The organism is Mycetocola sp. Y791 (assembly GCF_059445325.1).
This window is the reverse complement of the sequence record NZ_JCAIUC010000003.1, coordinates 798,735-818,643: the sequence shown is the minus strand read 5'-3', so window position 1 is coordinate 818,643 and position 19,909 is coordinate 798,735. Positions and strand designations below refer to the sequence as shown.

Sequence of the window (19,909 nt, the reverse complement as noted above, 5' to 3'; positions counted from 1 at the left end):
TGTGTCAAAACCGGTCGTGTTGATCGCCGAAGAACTCTCCCCAGCAACTGTTGATGCCCTCGGGCCCGACTTTGACGTTCGCACCGTCGACGGCACCGACCGCCAGGCGCTTCTCGCGGCACTTGCCGACGCCAACGCTGTGCTCGTGCGCTCGGCGACGAAAGTCGACGAGGAGGCCATCGCTGCGGCTCCGAACCTCAAGGTGATCGCCCGCGCAGGCGTCGGGCTCGACAATGTCGACATCAAGGCGGCGACCACCGTCGGCGTCATGGTCGTGAACGCGCCCACCTCGAACATCATCTCGGCGGCCGAACTCACCGTCGGTCACATCCTCAGCCTCGCCCGTCACATCCCGCAGGCTCACAATGCCCTCGCCGGTTCACAGTGGAAGCGCTCGAAGTACACCGGCACCGAACTGTACGAGAAGACCATCGGCATCATCGGCCTCGGCCGAATCGGCGCCCTGATCACCGCTCGCATGCAGGCGTTCGGTACCAACGTCATCGCATACGACCCCTACGTGACGAGCGCACGGGCGCAGCAGCTCGGCGTCCAGCTCGTCACCCTCGACGAGCTGCTCGCACAGTCGGACTTCATCACGATCCACATGCCCAAGACCCCCGAAACCACCGGCATGATCGGCGCCGAGCAGTTCGCCCTGATGAAGCCGACGGCGTACATCGTCAACGTCGCCCGCGGCGGGCTCATCGACGAAGACGCGCTGTACGACGCGCTGCTCGACGGAAAGATCGCCGGCGCCGGCCTCGACGTGTTCGTCTCCGAGCCGCCGACGAACGACAAGCTCCTCTCCCTCCCGAACATCATCGTCACACCGCACCTCGGTGCGTCGACGGGCGAAGCACAGGAGAAGGCCGGTGTTTCCGTCGCCAAGTCGGTGCGCCTCGCCCTCGGCGGCGAGCTGGTGCCGGACGCCGTGAACGTCGCCGGCGGTGTCATCGACCCCTACGTCCGCCCCGGCATCCCGCTGGTTGAGAAGCTCGGGCAGATCTTTGCCGCCCTCACCACGTCGCCGCTCACGAGCATTGACGTCGAGGTGCACGGTGAGCTCAGCGAATACGACGTGAGCGTTCTCAAGCTCGCGGCTCTCAAGGGCATCTTCACCAACATCGTCAGCGAGACCGTGTCGTACGTCAACGCTCCGTTGCTGGCCGAGCAGCGTGGCATCGTTGTTCGGTTGATCACGGATGACGAGAGCAACGAATATCGCAACGTCATCACCCTGCGCGGTGCGCTGAGCGACGGTTCCCAGGTATCGGTGTCCGGTACGCTCACGGGCACGAAGCAGATCGAGAAGCTCGTCGAGATCAACGGCTACGACGTCGAGGTCCCCATCTCGAGCCACCACATCGTCATGCTCTACACCGACCGGCCCGGGATCGTCGCCGTCTACGGCCAGCGTTTCGGCGAGGCAGCCATCAATATTGCGGGCATGCAGGTCGCACGCCGCGAGGCCGGGGGACAGGCGCTCAGCGTGCTCACCGTTGACTCGCCGGTGCCGGACGAAATCCTCGAGGCCGTTCGCGCGGATATTGACGCAACAGTGCTTCGCGAGATCGACATCACGGAGTAGCGGCGCACGCACGTGGCATAAAGAAGAGGGAGGGCAACGAGTGTTGCCCTCCCTCTTCTGTGCGCCTGTCGCTTAGAGCGAGTCGTTGCGCTCCGCGGTCTCGACGCGGGTTCCGGTGGTCGGGTCAACCGCTGTGCGGTTGGTCACGACGGAACGACGCTTGCGTGTCATGAGCGCGAGGCCGACGATGAAGACCACGAGGCCGGCACCCATGAGGATGTACCCGATCAGGTCGAGGTCCACCCATGCCACCGAAACGTTCACGGCGAATGTCAGGATCGCTCCGACCGCAAACAGGAAAATTCCCAGGCCAATACTCATCGTGTGTTTCTCCTCATAATTCGGTGGATCGTGCGGTGAGATCGAGTTCGATCCGAGGTCACACTACTGGCATGTCAATCGCGGGCGCTAGGGGGAGCGAGCCGCGCCAGAACTGTGAGAAGGCCGTCGATCGCCCCGGGCGAGACGTCGGCGGGGTCCGGCGTGCCCATGCCGAGCATGGCCGAATTGAAATACAGGCCGTCGCTGACGAGCATGATGGCTCGAGCCACGGCCGGGTCGCCAATGGACTCAGTGATCACCGCGAGCCACTCGCCACGAATGGCGGTGAGCGCCTCGCTCGCGCGGGGATCGTCGGCCTGGGCAAGCCGTGACGTCGCAACGAGCGACCGGTCGAGGGCGCTTCCCGAATCGATCGATGTGCGAATGAGGTAATCGACGGGTCCGGCCGGCGCTGCCCTCATCTTTCTCACGTCGAGGCCTGTGAGCTGCTGCAGTCGCTCGACGAGGCCAGCTGAGAGAGCGTCCTTTGAACCGAAGTGGTAGAGCAAGCCGCCCTTGGACACCGCGGCCCGCGCGGCGACGGCGTCGAGCGTCGCGCCCCGTTCGCCTGCCTCGATGAGCAGGTCTTCATAGGCGACGAGAATTCGGTCGCGCGTGGAAGCAGGCTCCGGCATCCGTTTCTGCTGTCCGTTGCTGGTCATGCGATTACTGTACCGTCCAGCCGGTACACTAGTCGAGCTCCGTTTTGAGCACCCGAAGGGAAGTGACCCCATGAGCACCACAGTTCCGGCAGTTACCGAACCGACTGACGTACGCGTCGGCATCCGTGGCTGGGTCGCCCTCGCCGTGCTGATGCTTCCCGTGCTCCTGGTCTCCGTGGACAACACGGTGCTGAACTTTGCGCTGCCCGCGGTGTCGGAGGACCTCACGCCAACGGGGGCCCAGCTGCTGTGGATGATCGACATCTACCCGCTCGTCCTCGCGAGCCTGCTCGTCTCGATGGGCAGCCTGGGCGACAGGATCGGCCGACGGAAGCTCCTCCTCATCGGCTCGGCCGGGTTCGGCGTCGTCTCGGTCATCGCCGCGTTCGCGCCGTCCATCGAGTTGCTCATCACCGCCCGCGCCATCCTCGGGTTCTTCGGTGCAATGCTCATGCCGTCGACGCTCTCGCTGCTCCGCAACATCTTTCAGGACCGTAACCAGCGTCGGCTCGCGGTGGCCGTCTGGGCGAGTGGTTTTGCCGCCGGCAGCGCCCTCGGTCCGATCATCGGCGGTTTTCTGTTGGAACACCTCTGGTGGGGGTCCGTCTTCCTCATCGCGGTTCCTGTCCTCGCGCCGCTGCTGATTCTCTCTCCCTTCCTCGTCCCCGAGTCGCGCGACCCCAACCCTGGCCGGCTTGACGTCGTGAGTATCGGGCTCTCGCTCGCCACGATGTTTCCCCTCGTCTACGGGATCAAGCACGCTGCGACCGAGGGAATCGACCTCCTTGCTGTTCTCTGCATTCTGATCGCCGTGGCATCCGGACTCGCCTTCGTCCGCCGTCAGTTCCGGGTCCAGACCCCGATGATCGACATGGCCCTGTTCCGCATCCCGCAGTTCAGCGGTGCCATCGTGGTGAACCTGTTCAGCGTCATCGCGCTTGTCGGCGGACTGTTCTTCGTCACCCAGCACCTGCAGCTCGTGCTTGCGCTGTCGCCGCTTGCGGCAGGCTTCACTCTCGTGCCGGGACTCGTGACGATGATCGTCGCCGGACTCGTCGTCGTGCCCATCGCTGCGCGGGTGCGGCCGTCGATCGTCGTCCCCGTTGCGCTTCTCTTCTCCGCTGCCGGTTACGGCGCGATCGCGGTGACAGGGGGAGATGTCTCGGCGTTCGGGATCGGAGCGTGCTTCGTCGCCCTTGGCCTCGGCATCGGTGCAGCGGAAACGGTGTCGAACGAGCTGGTTCTCGCTCACGCGCCCGCTGCCAAGGCCGGTGCAGCGTCAGCGGTGTCCGAGACCGCGTACGAACTCGGTGCCGTTCTCGGCACCGCGATCCTCGGGACAATCCTCACCGCCAGCTACCGGAACGCTGTTGTCGTACCTGACGGGCTCACCGCCGAACAGTCGCACGCCGCGTCGGAGACCCTCGGGGGAGCCGTGTCTGTGGCGGGCGAACTGCCCGCTTCGGTCGGTGACGCGTTGCTCGAATCGGCGCGGGTCGCCTTCGACAGCGGTGTCGGCCTCACAGCCTGGGTCGGCTTCGGGCTCATCGTCGCTGCGGGAATCGTCGCACTGGTGTCGCTTCGACACGTGCCGGAGGGCGTCAAGACGGCGCAGTAGGCTGGATGGCAGTCACACCCGCCTTCTCGCACACATGGAGCGTTCATGCCAGGTCCCGTCAAGCTTGCTGTCATTCCTGGCGACGGGATCGGCCCTGAGGTCGTCGCTGAGGCGATCAAGGTACTGGATGCCGTGACGGCGGCGAGCGGGACGACGTTCGAGAAGACGTGGTTCTCGCTTGGTGCGGCCCGCTTCCTTGAGACGGGTGATGTGCTCACCGACGCAGACCTCGCGAGCATCTCAGCGCACGACGCCATCCTTCTCGGCGCCGTCGGTGGAGTGCCGGGAGACCCGCGGCTGAAGGACGCGAATATTGAACGAGGACTTCTCCTCGGGCTGCGCTTCGCCCTCGATCACTACGTCAACCTGCGGCCGACGCGCGTCTATCCCGGCGTGCCCAGCCCGCTCTCGAACCCCGGCGACGTCGACTTCATCGTCGTGAGGGAGGGAACAGAGGGGCCATACGTCGGAAACGGCGGGGCGATTCGCCGCGGTACCCCGCACGAGGTGGCCAATGAGGTATCCGTCAACACAGCGTTCGGGGTCGAGCGCGTCGTGCGCTTCGCCTTCGCGCAGGCCGCCCAGCGCCGCAACAAGCTCACCCTCGTGCACAAGACCAACGTGCTCACGTTTGCCGGCGGAATGTGGCAGCGCATCGTCAACGAGGTGGCCGCGGAGTTCCCCGGTGTGAGCGTCGATTACCTCCACGTGGATGCCGCAACGATCTTCCTCGTCACCGACCCTGCTAGATTTGACGTCATCGTCACGGACAACCTCTTCGGCGACATTCTCACCGACCTGGCCGGCGCAATCAGCGGCGGTATCGGGCTGGCGGCCTCGGGAAACATCAACCCGGATGGCGCCTTCCCGAGCATGTTCGAGCCGGTCCACGGTTCTGCCCCCGACATCGCCGGGCAGCAGAAAGCGGACCCGACCGCGGCAATCCTCAGCGTCGCGCTCCTGCTCGAGCACCTCGGCCTCACCGAAGAAGCAGCGGCGGTCACATCGGCCGTCACCGCGGATATCGCCGGCCGTGGCTCAGGGGCGAGAACAACCTCCGAGATCGGGGATGCCATCGCGCACGCTCTCGGCGCACACTAGACACATCGCGAAACGAGCATTCGCTCACTGAAGGATTGAAGATCATGGCACTGGCATCAGAGATCGAAACCGAGTACTTCCCGCTGTCGTACGAGCAGCGGCCGAATGACAGCGTCGTTGCCGAGGTCGAGCGCGAGGTCATCCTCGCCAACCCTGGGTTCGGAAAACACTTCACCGACCACATGGTCGCCATCGACTGGACGCTCGATGAGGGCTGGCATGACGCCCGCGTCCAGCCGTACGGTCCGCTCCTGCTCGACCCAGCGGCATCCGTCCTGCACTACGCGCAGGAGATCTTCGAGGGACTCAAGGCCTACCGTCACGCCGATGGTTCGGTCTGGACCTTCCGGCCGGAGAAGAACGCCGAGCGGTTCCAGCGCTCAGCGCACCGGCTCGCGCTTCCCGAGCTTTCGACCGAGGACTTCCTCGAGTCGCTCAAGCAGTTGGTCCGTGCCGACATCAGCTGGGTGCCCGACGGTGAAGACACGAGCCTCTACCTCCGTCCGTTCATGATCGCCAACGAGTCATTCCTCGGCGTTCGGGCCGCGCAGAAGGTCAGCTACTACGTCATTGCCAGTCCGGCGGGAGCGTACTTCCCCGGCGGGGTGAAGCCGGTGTCGATCTGGCTGTCCACCACGTACAGCCGCGCCAGCCGTGGTGGAACGGGTGCCGCCAAGTGCGGCGGCAACTACGCAGCGTCGCTGCTCCCGCAGCAGGAAGCCGCGGAGAACGGCTGCGCCCAGGTGCTCTTCCTCGATTCCGAGTCGGGAAACCGCATCGAGGAACTCGGCGGCATGAACATCTTCTTCGTCCACAAGGACAAGAAAGTGGTCACGCCGGAGCTGACCGGAAGCATCCTCGAGGGTGTCACCCGCGACAGCATCATCCAGCTGGCACGTGACAGGGGCTTCGAGGTCGAGGAGCGGGCGGTGACGATCGACGAGTGGCGTGACGGCGTCGAGTCCGGTGACATCACCGAGGTGTTCGCCTGCGGCACGGCAGCCGTCATCACCCCGATCGGTGAGCTCAAGGGTCCCGACTTCTCCATCGGCAGCCCCGACGCCGAACCGGGCGAACTGACCATGAGCATCCGTGACGAACTGACCGACATCCAGCACGGGCGCCGCGAAGACGTTCACGGCTGGCTGTACCGGCTCGACGCTTAACCCAACCTAAGGACCTCTGTGAAAATCGCACGCTTCAGCCACGACGGCGCCATCAGCTTCGGAATCCTCGACGAGAGTGACTTCGTCGTTCTCGCCGGTGACCCGATGTTCCAGGGCTTCGAGACCACGGGGGAGCGGGTGCCGCTCGCCGACGCCGTGCTGCTGGCACCGGTCATCCCTCGGTCAAAGGTGGTGTGCGTCGGGAAGAACTATGCCGACCACGCGAAGGAGATGGGTGGGGATGCTCCTGCTGAGCCGCTGCTCTTCCTCAAGCCGAACACCTCGGTGATCGGGCCAGGCGACCGCATTATTCTTCCGTCGCTGTCGCAGCAGGTGGAGCACGAGGGCGAGCTCGCCGTGATCATCGGTTCTGTGGCGAAGAACGTTCGTGCCGAAGACGCCGACAGTGTGATCTTCGGGTACACCATCGGCAACGACGTCACGGCCCGTGACCTCCAGCGCACCGACGGCCAGTGGACGCGGGCCAAGGGCTTTGACACCTTCTGCCCGCTCGGTCCGATCGTCGAGACCGAGTTTGATCTCAAAAGCGCGACGCTCGAGACCCGGGTGAACGGCGACGTTCGCCAGCACGCGCCGCTGTCAGACATGATCCACTCGGTCGCCGAGATCATCGCGTACGCTTCTGCGGTGTTCACGCTGCTGCCGGGTGACGTCATCCTCACCGGAACACCGGCCGGGGTCGGACCCATCGTCTCGGGCGACGTCGTCGAGGTCGAGGTCAGCGGACTTGGCATCCTGAGGAACTCCGCCGTCTAAGCCGCCTCGGGGTGTGAGAGCGCGAGCGGCTAGGATTGTGCTCGATGTCAAGCGCAACTACACCCCAGTTTTCCACCGCCACCGGCACCGACGTTCGCGTCCGGTTCTGCCCCTCTCCGACGGGGACGCCCCACGTGGGCCTCATCCGTACTGCCCTCTTCAACTGGGCATACGCGAGGCACACCGGCGGCAAGCTCATCTTCCGGATCGAAGACACGGATGCCGCGAGGGACAGCGAAGAGAGCTACCAGCAGATTATCGACGCCCTCACCTGGCTGAAGCTCGACTGGGACGAGGGTGAGGGTGTCGGCGGAGACCAGGGACCATACCGCCAGTCGCAGCGCGCCGACATCTACAGCGGCGTCATCGAGCGGCTCAAGGAAGCCGGTCACGTCTACGAGAGCTTCTCGAACGCTGAGGAGATCGACGAGCGCAACGCTGCCGCCGGCCGGCCGAAGCAGTTCGGCTACGACAACTTCGACCGCGACCTGACCGAGGAGCAGAAGGCGGCCTTCCGGGCCGAGGGCCGTTCACCGGCGCTGCGCCTGAAGGTGCCGGACACCGACCTCAGCTTCGACGACCTCGTCCGCGGTGAGATCACCTTCCCTGCCGGATCGTTCACCGACTTCGTCGTGGTGCGGCCCAACGGGCAGCCGCTGTACCCGTTCGTGAACCCCGTCGATGACGCGCTCATGGGCATCACCCACGTACTCCGCGGCGAAGACCTGCTGCCGTCGACACCGCGGCAGATCGCGCTGTACCACGCACTCATCGACATTGGGCTGACCACGTTCGTTCCCCGTTTCGGCCACCTGCCCTACGTCATGGGCGATGGCAACAAGAAGCTCTCGAAGCGTGACCCAGAGTCGAACCTGTTCCACCACCGGGACCGCGGCTTCATCCCCGAGGGACTCGTCAACTACCTCGCCCTCCTCGGCTGGGGCCTGTCGGCCGACCGCGACGTCTTCTCGCTCGACGAGATGGTTGCGGCCTTCGACGTGGTCAACGTCAACCCGAGCCCGGCCCGGTTCGACCTCAAGAAGGCCGAGTCGATCAACGGCGACCACATCCGCCTCCTTGCCGCCGATGACTTTGCGGAGCGCACGATCCCGTACCTCGTTCGTGACGGCATCCTGAGCGAACCGCTCACTGAGAGGCAGCGTGCGATCCTCGCTGAGGCCGCGCCGCTCGTCCAGGAGCGCATCGCGCTGCTCGGCGAGGCACCAGGCATGCTCGGATTCCTCTTCACGGATGCCACGGGCATCGAGTATCAGGATGACGCGCTGAAGAGCCTTCCGAAGAATGCCGTCGAGGTGCTCGACGCTGCTCTCGCAGCCCTGGGCGACGTCGATGATGCCGTCTGGAAGGCGGAAAGCATTCAGGGTGCGCTTGCCGCGTCGCTCATCGACGGACTCGGGCTCAAGCCACGGATCGCGTACGGGCCGCTTCGCGTCGCGGTGTCCGGCCGCCGGGTCTCCCCGCCGCTGTTTGAATCCATGGAGATCCTCGGAAAGGCCGACTCTCTGGCGCGCCTGGAGCGGCTGAAAGCGTTCCTCGAGTCGTGAGCGACACGTTCGACGTCGTCGTGATCGGGGGAGGGCCCGCCGGGCTCTCCGCCGCGCTGAACCTCGTGCGGGCCAGGCAGCGAGTGCTGCTGCTCGATGGCAACCGGCCGAGAAACGCCGCGACGTTGAACTCGCACGGCTTCCTGACCCGCGACGGTGTCTCGCCGCTTGAGCTGCGGAAGCTCGGTCGTGAGGAAGTGGCCGGGTACGACAACGCCGAGGTGCAATTCGGCACCGTCACCGAGGTCAGCGCCGACGACGCGGGATTCCGGGTGAAGGCAGACGGCATCCGCGGGTCGGCGGATCGCGATGTGCGGGCCCGGCGGGTCCTCGTCGCGACCGGGCTCACCGAAACGCTGCCGTCGATCGGCAACATCCGTGCGTACTACGGGACTGCGCTGCACAGCTGCTACGAGTGCGACGGTTTCGAGAAGGCGGGGGAGCCGCTGGCCATTGTCGGCGAGAGTGATGACCTGGCCCAGCAGGCGCTGCTCGCTACAGTGTGGTCACGCGACGTCATGGTCTTCACGAACGGGGTCGGAGCTGTAACGGATGCCGATGAGCGCATGCTGGCGGAACGGAACATTCCCGTCGAGCGTCGTGAGGTTGCCGAGTTCGTGGGCGAGCGCGGTGTCCTCACCGGACTGAGGCTGACCGACGGAACCGTCGTCGAACGAACCGCAGGATTTATTCGTCCGCTCTGGCACGCGACCCACTCATACCTGAGCGGCCTCCAGCCGCTCACTGACGAGCTCGGGCTGCTGCTCGTGGACGCGGGTGGGCGAACGAGTGTTACTGGCTTATATGCCGCTGGAGACATCACCCCGCCGGGGCCGGAGCAACTTATCGTTGCCGCTGGTGCCGGTGCGCAGGTCTCGGCGGCCATTGTTCGCGACTCAATTTGAGAGTGGGTCGCGGTTAGGCTACAGTTGACTCTCGGCCGGGGGTAACACTTTTGGCCATTGGGGTATGGTGTAATTGGCAACACGGATGATTCTGGTTCATTTGTTCTTGGTTCGAGTCCAGGTACCCCAGCAGTAAAAACCCTCGCTTCGGCGGGGGTTTTTTGTTGCCGCGATGGCGTCATTTCAGTCCGATTCGCGCTGGCTAGCGGTTGCGCGGTACTCAGCGCCCCGCGATAAGGCGGAGTGCGACCCCAGGTTCTGGGCTCATGGTCAAGGTCAGCGCAAAAATCGCCCCGGTTCGTACACGCGAGGATGACGCACCTGTGTGCGAGCATGGATGCGTGGTCGTACGGTATGTGAGTGATCTTGCGAGAGCCAACTGGAGCACGCTGATTTCCAGCGCCGCGGGACTCGCATCGGCGGCATTTTTCGTGAGCACTCGTGGTGGCAGCGATGAGCTCGAGACGTCGACGGTGCTGATGGCGGCTTACCTTGCGGCATGGCCGGTTTTCGTCGCGATTTATCTCGTGTGGACGCATGTTGTCTATGCCCAACGCGGCCCCCGCGCTCTTGCCGTGGTGGCACGACAGGAGTCACGGTCCCTGCGACGCGTATGGGTGCGGATCTTCGGCTACGGCGGTGCGTCAAACTGGGCACTCCTGGGCGCTCTGGTCGCCGTTGCGCTGACGATCGTCGTCGCACAGAACCCGGCGTTCCAGGGCGATTGGGTTTTCATTCTGCTCGGACTGCTCACGGTGGCGAGTTCGTGGGCTCTCATGGTGTACTCCTTTGCGCTGGAGTACCTGCGTCTGGCATCGGTGAAAGACGAGGACGGGGCCCTCATCGAGGTGAACGTCGACGGCGATCCGCAGTTCACCGATTACCTGACACTAGCCATTCTTCTTTCCACCATGGCAGCGACGGTATCAGCGAACATCCGCTCGCGACGCGCATGGACGCTCGTCCGAGTGAACGTCCTCTTCGCTTTCACCTTCAACACGGTGATTGTCGCGATGATGGTGTCATTGCTGTTCGGCGGCGCTCTCGGCTAATTCTCCGCACTCGCGAGACAAAAGGTCCACCGGCTCACCGCGATGGGTGGAGAATCGTCGCTCGTGGGTCATCGTATCCAGAGCCGGCTTGTGTGATCGGATCGACGACGTCGCGCTGAACAGGCGTGCCAAATCGCAGCTCGGCAACGAACGAGAGCCCCGGGGCGGTCAGCTCGAATATTGCGCCCGCTGACCACCTCAGGGCACCGCCCGGGGTGTCCCACAACGCAACCGACCTGGGACCCGACACCGGTCGGATGCTCTCTACCTAAATCGTGGAAAAGGGTCAGCCCATCGCCACGCTCGAAACCTGATCAAGTTCAACGGGCTGGCCATTGCGCCCTCTGTTGCCGCTGTGCCGTCCGTAGGGTCCGGCTTCAGCTAGCCGACAGGATCCATTGGTTCCGTGTCGTTTCCGCTCGCCAGCTCCTCCACGGAGTCCGGGGTCAGCGTACGGACTACGCGGGCCGGCGACCCGACCACGACGGCGTTGGCCGGGACGTCTTTGGTCACAACTGAAGCCGCCGCGACGACGGAGTTGTCACCTATCGTCACGCCGGGAAGGATGGTTGCGTTCGATCCAATCCACACGTTGCGGCCGATGGTTATGGGCGCGGGATGGACGTCAGCGCGCCGGGAGGGGCTCATATCGTGGTTCAGCGTTGCGAGAACCACGTTGTGCCCGATTAAGCTGTCGTCGCCGATCGTCACGCCACCCTGGTCCTGGAACTTGCACCCCGAGTTGATGAAGATCCGTTTTCCGAGAACGATGTTCTTTCCGAAGTCCGCGTACAGCGGCGGAAACACCGTCACCGAGTCGTCGACGTCGTGTCCGGTCAATTGCGCGAGGAGTTGTCGCACCCGCCCGGGGTCGTGATACCCGTTGTTCATCTCTGCGGTGATCTTCAGGGCCTCCTGGCTGACCTCGAGCATGACGCTGTGCAGCGGCGACCCTCCTTCGATCGTGCGTGCCGCGTTGAGCGCTGCGAGCAGATCGTTCAGTTGCATATTTGTTCTCTCCTTCAAAAAATGTTCCGGCTCGGCGTCGACGCTTCCGGGATTCCCCAGCTGGCCAGTACCTGCAGCCTTTCGGCGCTGGGGGAGCCAGGCTCAGCGGTGTAGACCATGAGGACAAGCCCAGGGTCTGCGGTAATCATGAGCTCTTCGTAGGCGAGTGTAAGTTCGCCGACCACGGGGTGGTGAAAACGTTTGGTTCCAGAGCCGTGAGTCCGCACATTATGTGCTCCCCAGAGCTGACGGAAGGTGTCGCTGCGAGTGGAGAGCTCGCCGACGAGATCCTGCAGGGCCGTATCGTTCGGGTCACGGCCCGCGTCGGTGCGCATGATCGAGACGCACATCTCAGCGAACAGGTCCCAGTCCGGGTAGAAGTCGCGTGATGAAGGGTCCAGGAACTGGAATCGAGCGAGGTTCGGAGTGCGGCCGCCGTCGCCGATGAGGGGCGAGTAGAACGCGCGGCCGAGGTCGTTCGTGGCCAAGAGGTCCTGGTGCTGGTTCCGGACGAAGGCAACCCCGCTGGTAATGGTGCTGAGCACCCAGTGCAGACTGGGCCGATTCACCGTGTTCTTGTGAGACCGGCCGCGTGGGCGCCCGGACAGTGGGATGCCGTCAGCCGCGCGGGCGAGGTCGAACAGGTGTGTTCGTTCCGTGTCATCGAGGCTGAGGGCTCGGGCGATGGCCTCGAGTACCGACGATGAGGCTCCGCTGATGGCACCGCGTTCGAGCTTGGCGTAGTACTCGACGCTGACGCCGGCGAGCGTTGCAACCTCGGTGCGGCGAAGCCCGGTAACACGCCTATTGGGCCCGGCGGGCAGCCCCGCCTGCTCCGGAGTGATTCTGGCGCGGCGCGACATAAGGAACTCTCGAACCTCAGCGTGATTGTCCATGCCCCGAGACTACGTCGCCGCGCCAACGCAAGGGGTTCTCTGTTGATACACCCTTCCACAGGGACTCCCTCACGGACAGGTTGTCGCGTTCACTGGATGTCGGGCATCGACGCTGTGCCCGACGCGTACCGGGCAATGGATGACCGCGAAGCTCTCAAGGTTATGATCGCCCTCTAACCGCCGAAGCGACGGCACGGATCAGGAAAGAAGCAGCCCGATGAACATTGAGCCGACTCAGCCGACGATCAAAAACCCGCCGGAGCAGTTCGCCGGCGACGTTTGGTTCGACCCCATCACGGTCCCGCACGACGACGACCAGCGCATGGTTGTCGGCATCGTTCGGTTCGCTCCTGGTGCTCGCACCGCCTGGCATTCCCATGCCCGCGGGCAGTACCTCCGGGTCACCAGCGGCATTGGCCGGTTCGGTACCCGCGACGGCGAAATCGTCGAAGTGCACCCCGGGCAGACAATCTACACCCCGCCGGGCCAGGAACACTGGCACGCTTCCGCCGCAGGTACCTTCATGGAGCACCTGGCCATGTTCGAAAATGCGGACGATCCCGCGGAAACGACAACGTGGTTCGAGCACATCACGGACGACGACTTCCGGGGTTCGACCTCGACCTCGGCGTGACTTGGCTCGGGAGCCGTGCAGGTACTTCGGTTCGAAATGCCAAGGGCATAACGCGAAGTTCGCCCATTGCGGCTTCGTCTCAATCTCCGGCGAGAAACCGATCGCTGGCGTCGCGTAGTCCAGCCTGTGCGATCAGGTCATACGAAATGGGCGGTGTGCGGGTCTCGGCACCATGAACGAAGTAACGCCCGGTCACTCCCTTCAACCCGGCGGTGGTAGCCAGGTGCAGCGTCGCAGCCGCCCCCTGTGCCGGGGTGAGCATGGACCGTCGGATCAGGCCCCCCACCGGACGGAGCACGGCAGGAATGAGGTCATTGATGATCTCGGTTGCCACGATTCCGGGGTGCAGCGCGTTCAGAGTTACACCGTCTGACGCAACCGTGCGGGCGAGGTCGTAACCGGCCATCACCGTGAGCAGCTTCGCCCGTGCGTACGCCTCGAACGGCACGAACCCTGGCGCGGGGTTGAGCCTCGTGAGGTCGCCCAGGTGACTGGGGTCGAGCGTCGCTGGTCGAGGTTTGCCGAGCAGCTTCACCTGTCGGGTGTCCCGGAGGCTGTCGGATGCCACGTTGACCACTCGCGCCCGTCCCCGCCGAAGGGCGGGTAGAAGGAGTGTGGTCAAACCGTAAGCGGCCAGATAATCCACGGCGACATGCATTTCCAGCCCATCGGGGGAGATGCGGCGCTCGCGGAAATGGGCACCGGCGTTGTTCACCAGGAGATGGATGGATGTGTGATGCGCGAGGATGGCGCGACTGGCACCGATTATTCCGTCGCGCCTGGACAGATCGCCGATGACGACCTCGAAGCCGCCGGGGCCCTCTTCACTCTGGATCAGCGAAGCGAGAGTATCGGCAGTCCGCGGGTTTCTGGCGATGGCGATCACGAGAGCGCCGGCCCGGGCCAGCTCGAGGGCGATGACCTGCCCTATGCCTCCGGTTGCCCCCGTAACCACCGCGACCTTCCCCTCGAGCTCGTATGGGGCCGTCATCGGTGGATCCTCGGGTATTGACGGACAAACCGGGCCACCTCTGCCTCGTGAATCAGGAATGCTGCGAGGTCTGCCCGGCCGATGGCGTGCCACAAGCGAATGGGAAGATCCTCGCCGACCTTATAGTTACCGGCCGGGGGAGAGTTCTTCAGCGTCGGCGGGCGAACGATTGTCCACTCCAGTCCGGAAGACGTGATCAGCGGTTCCATCGTCTCCTTGTCCTTGAGCTTTTCGCCCACTCCCGTCCACGCCAGAATCGAATAAAGCGACCGATCGTGGCTCTCGAGAACGCCATGAGCGCTGACCACGATCAGGCGCGACACTCCCGCTTCGACCATTGCCGGCACGGCCGCATCAATCGCGTCGGTGCACACCGTGGTCGGCCCCCTGGCTGGTCCGCCGATGGTGCTGATAACGGCGTCCACACCCATAAACGCATCCGCCAGCGGACCGGGATCCGTGACGTCGGGCCACGCGAACTCCGTGAGCCCCCGTGAAGGCTCGAAAGAGCGTGGCCTGCGCGTGAGGGCGACCACGTCGTGGCCGGAACGAAGACCAGCGGCAACGACGTGGCGACCAGTGGCGCCGGTCGCCCCGAGAACCGCCACTCGCAGCGCTCGTGAGACCTTGTGCGTCATAAGACAAATCCTCATGGGATATCGTGTATAAGTCAAGATGTCTCATAGACTTTGAGCATGAAGAAGGAAACGGACCCGAGGTTCCAGCGGAGCAGCGAAGCGATACTGGACGCGGCGCGACACTTGCTTGTGACTGCGGGGCCGAGCGCGGTGACTCATGCGCGAATCGCTGAACACGCGGGGATCGGACGCGCGACGGTCTATCGTCACTGGCCAACCAGCGCTGAGCTGCTCGCGGAGGCGATGGCCACCGTTCCCATGCCCTTCTTCGATAGCCCCGCGATTCCCACACGGGAGTGGCTCCGTGCGCAACTCGTCTCGCTGGCCCGTCAACTCGATCACCATGATGTGCGCGTCGTCGCGGCGACGCTTGCCAGCACCGCACTCTGGGACGATGGCATGGACGCTCGCCGAAGCCGATTCGCCCAAACGCTGTCCGAGCGCCTGGCCGCGTGCCTCGTCGATGCGCAGAACCGCGGCGAGATTATCCTTCTCCGTGATCCCTTGCTTGCAGCCGCCCAGGCAATCGGCCCCATTTACTACCGCAGCACCATCGAGCACAAAGCCACGGACTACGACATGATTGACGCCTCGATCGCCAGCCTCGGTGCGTGGCAGTAGAACCGGCGGGCGCCGCCGCAGCGGAAGCTCATCGGACCCCGTGAGGCGCATAAGCTCGGGGTGACCGGTGGGTCAGTAGGTGAGAAATCGGAACGGAGGGGCGAGCTGATGGTCGTGCACAGCGCCGGCATCCTGCTGTATCGGCTGACGGCTGCAGGTGAGCCGGAAGTGTGGATCGCCCACATGGGCGGACCGTTCTGGGCGGGCAGGCAGGCTGCGGCCTGGTCCATTCCGAAGGGAGAGTACGAGCCGGACGAGGATCCCTTTGCGGCCGCACGGCGCGAGTTCGCGGAGGAGATCGGCGCGCCCGCGCCTGATGTGCGGTATACCAGCCTGGGGGAATTCCGCCAGCCATCGGGAAAGGTGGTGACCGTCTTCGCCGCAGAAACAGACTTCGCCGTCGATCGGGTGGTGAGTAATACGTTCGAGCTGGAGTGGCCCAGGGGGTCAGGGGTCGTGAAAGAGTTCCCCGAAATCGACGATGCGCAGTGGGTGGGGCTGGCAGAAGCACGAGCGAAGCTGGTCAAGGGACAGTTGCCTGTCCTGGATGTTCTCACGGAGAGGCTCCGCGCAGAGAGTCGTTTCGGTACCTAGCGCGGGCATCCGGCGTGCATTTTCCGTCCACGAGAGAAAACACGTCGGCGTTCCATTGTTCGCGGCGTCGCGGATAGAGTCGGGGCATGGCTCGAACAATCGCTACCTCAACCACCGTCGACCGCGACGAAGTCCTCGACTTCATCTGACTTCGCTGTCAACGCAACAGCGTAAAGGAACACGATGACCATCCGCGACGAAGCCCGGCGAGAACGTGAGATTGTCCATCCCACTGCACGAGTATCCTCGGGACCGCCGCTCTCGGAGACCGATCCCGAGTTCTTTGCGCTCTACCAGGATTTTGCTTTCGGCGAGACCCTCCGACACGTCGATCTGGCCCGCACGGACCGACTCATCTATCAACTCGCGGCAGCGATCGCCGTTGGCGCCGTGCGCGAGTTCCGGCTTCTTCTCGGCGCAGCGCTCGACGTTGGCGTCACAGCGATCCAGGTGAAGGAGCTGACTTATCAGTCCGTCGCGTACGTCGGGATTGCGCGCGCCCTCAACGCCATTGTGGCCACCAACGAGATTTTCGCCGAGCGGGGCATCCCGCTTCCCGTTGACGGCCAGGCGACGACGACTCCCGATACACGGATGGCCGCCGGGCTGGCACTGCAGAAGGAGATCTTTGGGTCGGAGACCATCGATGGACTCTACGCCCGTTCATCAGCCGACACTCTCCATTTCCAGCACTTCCTCTCGGGGAACTGCTTCGGTGATTACTGCACCCGCACCGGCTTCGACCTGAAACAGCGGGAACTCATCACCTTCGCTCTGCTCGCTGCGCTCGGCGGGGCCGACAGCCAGGTGAAGAGCCACGTGACGGCCAACCTCAACGTTGGTAACAGTCGCACCGACTTGATTGGCGTACTCACCGCCCTGGTCGCGTACATCGGCTACCCCCGCACGCTCAACGCGCTGGCACAAATCGAGGCGGTCGCCCCGGCGCCTCGCTAACGCTGCACCGCGAACGACGGCAAGCGAGGCGCCGGGGTGGAGGTGGCCGACGCGGCACACCGCGCCCGGGTTGCCCGCCAGAAAACAGGTTTGGTGCGCAAGCCCTGATCATGGTTCCGTTCTCACGGGCGCCGGGTGGACGAGCCTCATGTACACGACCGTGGCGGTTGTGGCGGTTCCCAGGACGACCAGTGCCATGGGCACCATGCTCTGAGGGCCAGCGAGGCCAACGAACGGTGCTGCAATTCCTCCCGCTGCGAATCGCGCGAGCCCGAGGATGGCCGCAGCGGTGCCTGCGTATTGGGGATAGTCGACGAGTGCGAGGGTCGTCGCAGGGGGTGACACCGTTGCCGCCCCGGCGGCGACCAGGAAGAGCGCAACGAGCGTCAGCGGAAGCGGTAGTCCAGTCAGAACGGTGGTTGTGAGGATCGCGCCACCGAGAATCATCAGCACAAGTCCGATCACGAAGACTCGGCGTTCGCTCCATCGCTCGGCCGCGCGTCCGGCAAGGAAGCCGAAAGTGGCAAATCCTGCCGCGTTTGCCCCAAAGACGAGGGCGAACTGCGCGGGTGCCAGCCCGTAGATGTTTTCGAGCACGAACGGGGAGCCAGCGAGATAGGCGAAGTAGGCGGCCGACGTGAGTGAGCTGGAGATGGTCGCACCAACGAACAGTCTGTCCCGCAGCAGCACACCGACGTGGCCCGACATCTGACGCATCCCGCCAGCGAGCCGCGCATTCATGGGAAGCGTCTCGCCGAACCCTGCTGCGACGGCTGCGGTGACAAGTACGCCCAGCACCGTGAGGATGACGAAGAAACCGCGCCAGTCGATGATCAAGGCGATCAGCCCACCGATCACGGGAGCGACGATTGCTGCAAGGCCGGAAAGGACGATGATGCGACTGTAGTAACGCGTCAGCTTGTGCCCGTGATAAATGTCCCTGCCGACAGCTTGCGCGATCACCAGTCCGACGCCTCCGGCGAGTCCCTGCACGAGTCGAAAAGCGACGAGCGCAGCAATGGACGGGCTGAGTGCGCACAACAGAGACGCGATCGTGTAAATGACCAGGCCGGCGACGAGGGGCCGTCGACGGCCATAGCGGTCGGAAAGCGGACCAGCGATGATTTGCCCAAAAGCGAGGCCAAACAAGCAGGTCGTCATGGTCAGTTGCGCCGCGGAAACCGTGGTGCTGAGGTCGTCCGCAAGGCTCGGGAGAACCGGGAGGTAGAGATCCATCGACAACGGACCAAACACCGTCAAGGTTGCGAGAATCGTCGCGATCCAGACAGGTGCGGATCGGAGGCGAAGCAGGTAGTTACCTCGACTTGTCGAGGGGGCGGTGTTATCCATCGGTGTCCTCCACCCCGGCGCGTCCGTCCGGTGAATGGTCAACGAACACGAGACAGTTCCGATTGCATCCGGCCAACCCGCTCAGGCCATCCGAGACGTGCCCCACGAGTACAACGCTGTCGTGCGGGATGCCCGCGCCATCGGCGACGAAGATGACGATAGTGTGCTCAGCCGCCCAATACCCGACGTCACCGGCCTGGTAATCGCTGATGGGATCGACAGCCGAAGTTGCCGGCGGATCGGCCAGATAGGCGACCTGGGCGGTGCCCATACGGTCGCCGAACAGCAGCGACCGTGGGAGCCGCTCCGCGAGTTGCATGGCGGCTCTGGAATCGTTCAGTTGAATCCGAGGACTTGTGGCGGTGCTCGCGTCGCTGGCGGTGTGCGCGTCGCTGGCAGTGGTCGCGTTGCTCGCAAACGCTGCAACGCTCGTGAGCAGCAGAACCGCCACTGTTGCGGCAAGGAATCGAACGGGCATGACCTCAGGAAACCGTGTGATTCGTGCGCGGGGGAGTCCCCGTCTTAACGTGCCCCGACAGGGCATCCCACTCGCGATCCGTGTCGACCTAAACTTCAGTGATGGAGCACCAAGCGGAGGTTCGCGACTTCCTCATGACGCGGAGGGCCCGGGTCGAGCCCGAGCAGGTCGGACTGCCTCGTGGCAGCGACCGTCGGGTACCGGGTTTGCGTCGGGGCGAGGCGGCTGCGCTGGCAGGCGTCAGTGTGGAGTATTACGCGCGCCTGGAACGCGGCGCTATTGGTGGCGCGTCTGACGCGGTACTTGACGGTTTAGCGAAGGCGCTGCTCATGGACATCGCTGAACGCGAGCATCTGTACCGACTCGCGCGCCCAACGGAAAGCGCCGCCGCGGCCCCTCGGGCAAGGGCGAAGGTCGCGGGATACTGGCGGCCATCGCAGAGCATTCAGTGGTTCCTCGACTCGATGCACTCTGCGGCCGCCCTGATCGGGAACGGTCGGACAGATCTGCTGGCGTGGAACCCGCTCGGAGGTGCGCTGATGAACGAAATGATCGCGAGTTCGACCACATCGCCGCCGAACTTTGCCAGGTTTATCTTCCTTGAGCCGGTTGCCCGACGCTTTTACCCCGACTGGGAAACCGTGGCCGGGACGAACGTCGCGCAGCTGCGCACCGAAGCCGGCCGCGACCCGCACAGCAAGGAACTCCACGACCTCGTCGGTGAGCTTTCGACCCGTAGCGATCACTTCCGGCAGCTCTGGAGTCGTCACGACGTGTGGCAACACGCTACGGGACTGAAACGGATCAATCACCCCGTGGTCGGCGAACTGACGTTGCACTACAACGGCCTCGATCTTGTGGGAGATTTACCCGCGCAACTCACGGTGCTCACGGCGGAACCCGGGTCGCGCGACTACGAGGGCCTTCAGCTCCTCGGCACCACAGTGACGCCTGTCCCGACCATGCCGGCGGAGATATAGTCGG

The 19,909-nt window shown here is 64.3% G+C and carries 21 protein-coding genes and 1 tRNA gene; 14 read left to right on the top strand and 8 right to left on the bottom strand.

Features of this window, described 5'->3' with window-relative positions; all coding sequences use genetic code 11:
• Position 1: 1 nt before the first annotated feature.
• Positions 2–1,591 carry a phosphoglycerate dehydrogenase gene (gene serA / locus AC1C2N_RS12925; RefSeq protein ID WP_495434199.1) on the top strand — a complete coding sequence of 530 codons (1,590 nt, stop codon included), beginning with the start codon at positions 2–4 and terminating at the stop codon, positions 1,589–1,591.
• A 72-nt stretch (positions 1,592–1,663) separates the two neighbouring features.
• On the opposite strand, the gene AC1C2N_RS12920 is transcribed toward serA, so the two are convergent.
• Entirely contained in the window at positions 1,664–1,912 is a 249-nt protein-coding gene (locus tag AC1C2N_RS12920) for a DUF6458 family protein (protein ID WP_483404501.1), read from the bottom strand.
• Positions 1,913–1,986: 74 nt separating this feature from the next.
• Entirely contained in the window at positions 1,987–2,574 is a 588-nt protein-coding gene (locus AC1C2N_RS12915; RefSeq protein ID WP_495434198.1) for a TetR family transcriptional regulator, read from the bottom strand.
• Positions 2,575–2,644: 70 nt separating this feature from the next.
• Between AC1C2N_RS12915 and AC1C2N_RS12910 the strand changes: the two genes are divergently transcribed.
• From AC1C2N_RS12910 to AC1C2N_RS12875, 8 genes are all read left to right on the top strand, one after another.
• The gene (locus AC1C2N_RS12910) at positions 2,645–4,192 is read left to right on the top strand and encodes an MFS transporter (RefSeq protein WP_495434197.1); all 1,548 of its coding nucleotides are present in this window, start codon (positions 2,645–2,647) and stop codon (positions 4,190–4,192) included.
• A 45-nt stretch (positions 4,193–4,237) separates the two neighbouring features.
• Positions 4,238–5,293, top strand: a complete 1,056-nt coding sequence (locus AC1C2N_RS12905; RefSeq protein ID WP_483404498.1) for a 3-isopropylmalate dehydrogenase — start codon at positions 4,238–4,240, stop codon at positions 5,291–5,293.
• Positions 5,294–5,337: 44 nt separating this feature from the next.
• Positions 5,338–6,459: a branched-chain amino acid aminotransferase gene (locus AC1C2N_RS12900; RefSeq protein ID WP_495434196.1), complete on the top strand. Its 1,122-nt coding sequence runs from the start codon at positions 5,338–5,340 to the stop codon at positions 6,457–6,459.
• An 18-nt stretch (positions 6,460–6,477) separates the two neighbouring features.
• The gene (locus tag AC1C2N_RS12895; protein ID WP_495434195.1) at positions 6,478–7,236 is read left to right on the top strand and encodes a fumarylacetoacetate hydrolase family protein; all 759 of its coding nucleotides are present in this window, start codon (positions 6,478–6,480) and stop codon (positions 7,234–7,236) included.
• A 44-nt stretch (positions 7,237–7,280) separates the two neighbouring features.
• On the top strand, positions 7,281–8,801 hold the full coding sequence (gltX, locus tag AC1C2N_RS12890) for a glutamate--tRNA ligase (RefSeq protein WP_495434194.1): 1,521 nt from the start codon (positions 7,281–7,283) through the stop codon (positions 8,799–8,801).
• Complete coding sequence (locus tag AC1C2N_RS12885) at positions 8,798–9,706, top strand: NAD(P)/FAD-dependent oxidoreductase (protein ID WP_483404494.1); 909 nt, start codon at positions 8,798–8,800, stop codon at positions 9,704–9,706. Before gltX ends, AC1C2N_RS12885 begins: the two co-directional genes overlap by 4 nt.
• A gap of 58 nt (positions 9,707–9,764) precedes the next feature.
• A tRNA-Gln gene (locus tag AC1C2N_RS12880) sits at positions 9,765–9,836 on the top strand.
• Positions 9,837–10,137: 301 nt separating this feature from the next.
• A complete protein-coding gene (locus AC1C2N_RS12875; protein WP_495434193.1) occupies positions 10,138–10,758 on the top strand; it encodes a DUF1345 domain-containing protein in 621 nt (206 codons plus the stop codon).
• Positions 10,759–11,139: 381 nt separating this feature from the next.
• Here AC1C2N_RS12875 and AC1C2N_RS12870 read toward each other — a convergent pair whose 3' ends face one another.
• Both AC1C2N_RS12870 and AC1C2N_RS12865 read right to left on the bottom strand, forming a co-directional pair.
• Positions 11,140–11,766 (bottom strand): sugar O-acetyltransferase, encoded by a 627-nt coding sequence (locus AC1C2N_RS12870; RefSeq protein ID WP_495434192.1) that lies wholly within the window; start codon positions 11,764–11,766, stop codon positions 11,140–11,142.
• Between the two features lie 14 nt (positions 11,767–11,780).
• Entirely contained in the window at positions 11,781–12,662 is an 882-nt protein-coding gene (locus AC1C2N_RS12865) for a helix-turn-helix transcriptional regulator (RefSeq protein ID WP_495434191.1), read from the bottom strand.
• Between the two features lie 217 nt (positions 12,663–12,879).
• Between AC1C2N_RS12865 and AC1C2N_RS12860 the strand changes: the two genes are divergently transcribed.
• Positions 12,880–13,296 carry a (R)-mandelonitrile lyase gene (locus AC1C2N_RS12860; RefSeq protein ID WP_495434190.1) on the top strand — a complete coding sequence of 139 codons (417 nt, stop codon included), beginning with the start codon at positions 12,880–12,882 and terminating at the stop codon, positions 13,294–13,296.
• 79 nt (positions 13,297–13,375) lie between these two features.
• Here the strand turns inward: AC1C2N_RS12860 and AC1C2N_RS12855 are convergent, their stop codons facing one another.
• Entirely contained in the window at positions 13,376–14,287 is a 912-nt protein-coding gene (locus tag AC1C2N_RS12855) for an SDR family NAD(P)-dependent oxidoreductase (RefSeq protein ID WP_495434189.1), read from the bottom strand.
• Positions 14,284–14,925 (bottom strand): NAD(P)-dependent oxidoreductase, encoded by a 642-nt coding sequence (locus tag AC1C2N_RS12850; protein ID WP_495434188.1) that lies wholly within the window; start codon positions 14,923–14,925, stop codon positions 14,284–14,286. The genes AC1C2N_RS12855 and AC1C2N_RS12850 overlap by 4 nt, the downstream gene beginning before the upstream one ends.
• Positions 14,926–14,982: 57 nt before the next feature.
• On the opposite strand from AC1C2N_RS12850, the gene AC1C2N_RS12845 reads away from it, so the two are divergent.
• From AC1C2N_RS12845 to AC1C2N_RS12835, 3 genes are all read left to right on the top strand, one after another.
• The gene (locus AC1C2N_RS12845; protein ID WP_495434187.1) at positions 14,983–15,546 is read left to right on the top strand and encodes a TetR/AcrR family transcriptional regulator; all 564 of its coding nucleotides are present in this window, start codon (positions 14,983–14,985) and stop codon (positions 15,544–15,546) included.
• Positions 15,547–15,654: 108 nt separating this feature from the next.
• Positions 15,655–16,140, top strand: a complete 486-nt coding sequence (locus AC1C2N_RS12840) for an NUDIX hydrolase (RefSeq protein ID WP_495434186.1) — start codon at positions 15,655–15,657, stop codon at positions 16,138–16,140.
• Positions 16,141–16,323: 183 nt separating this feature from the next.
• Positions 16,324–17,097 carry a carboxymuconolactone decarboxylase family protein gene (locus AC1C2N_RS12835; protein ID WP_495434185.1) on the top strand — a complete coding sequence of 258 codons (774 nt, stop codon included), beginning with the start codon at positions 16,324–16,326 and terminating at the stop codon, positions 17,095–17,097.
• Positions 17,098–17,205: 108 nt separating this feature from the next.
• Here AC1C2N_RS12835 and AC1C2N_RS12830 read toward each other — a convergent pair whose 3' ends face one another.
• On the bottom strand, positions 17,206–18,447 hold the full coding sequence (locus AC1C2N_RS12830; RefSeq protein WP_495434184.1) for a multidrug effflux MFS transporter: 1,242 nt from the start codon (positions 18,445–18,447) through the stop codon (positions 17,206–17,208).
• Positions 18,440–18,925, bottom strand: a complete 486-nt coding sequence (locus tag AC1C2N_RS12825) for a cyclophilin-like fold protein (protein WP_495434183.1) — start codon at positions 18,923–18,925, stop codon at positions 18,440–18,442. The genes AC1C2N_RS12830 and AC1C2N_RS12825 overlap by 8 nt, the downstream gene beginning before the upstream one ends.
• Positions 18,926–19,026: 101 nt before the next feature.
• Here AC1C2N_RS12825 and AC1C2N_RS12820 point away from each other — a divergent pair, with 101 nt between their 5' ends.
• Positions 19,027–19,905 carry a helix-turn-helix transcriptional regulator gene (locus AC1C2N_RS12820; protein WP_495434182.1) on the top strand — a complete coding sequence of 293 codons (879 nt, stop codon included), beginning with the start codon at positions 19,027–19,029 and terminating at the stop codon, positions 19,903–19,905.
• Positions 19,906–19,909: the final 4 nt, after the last annotated feature.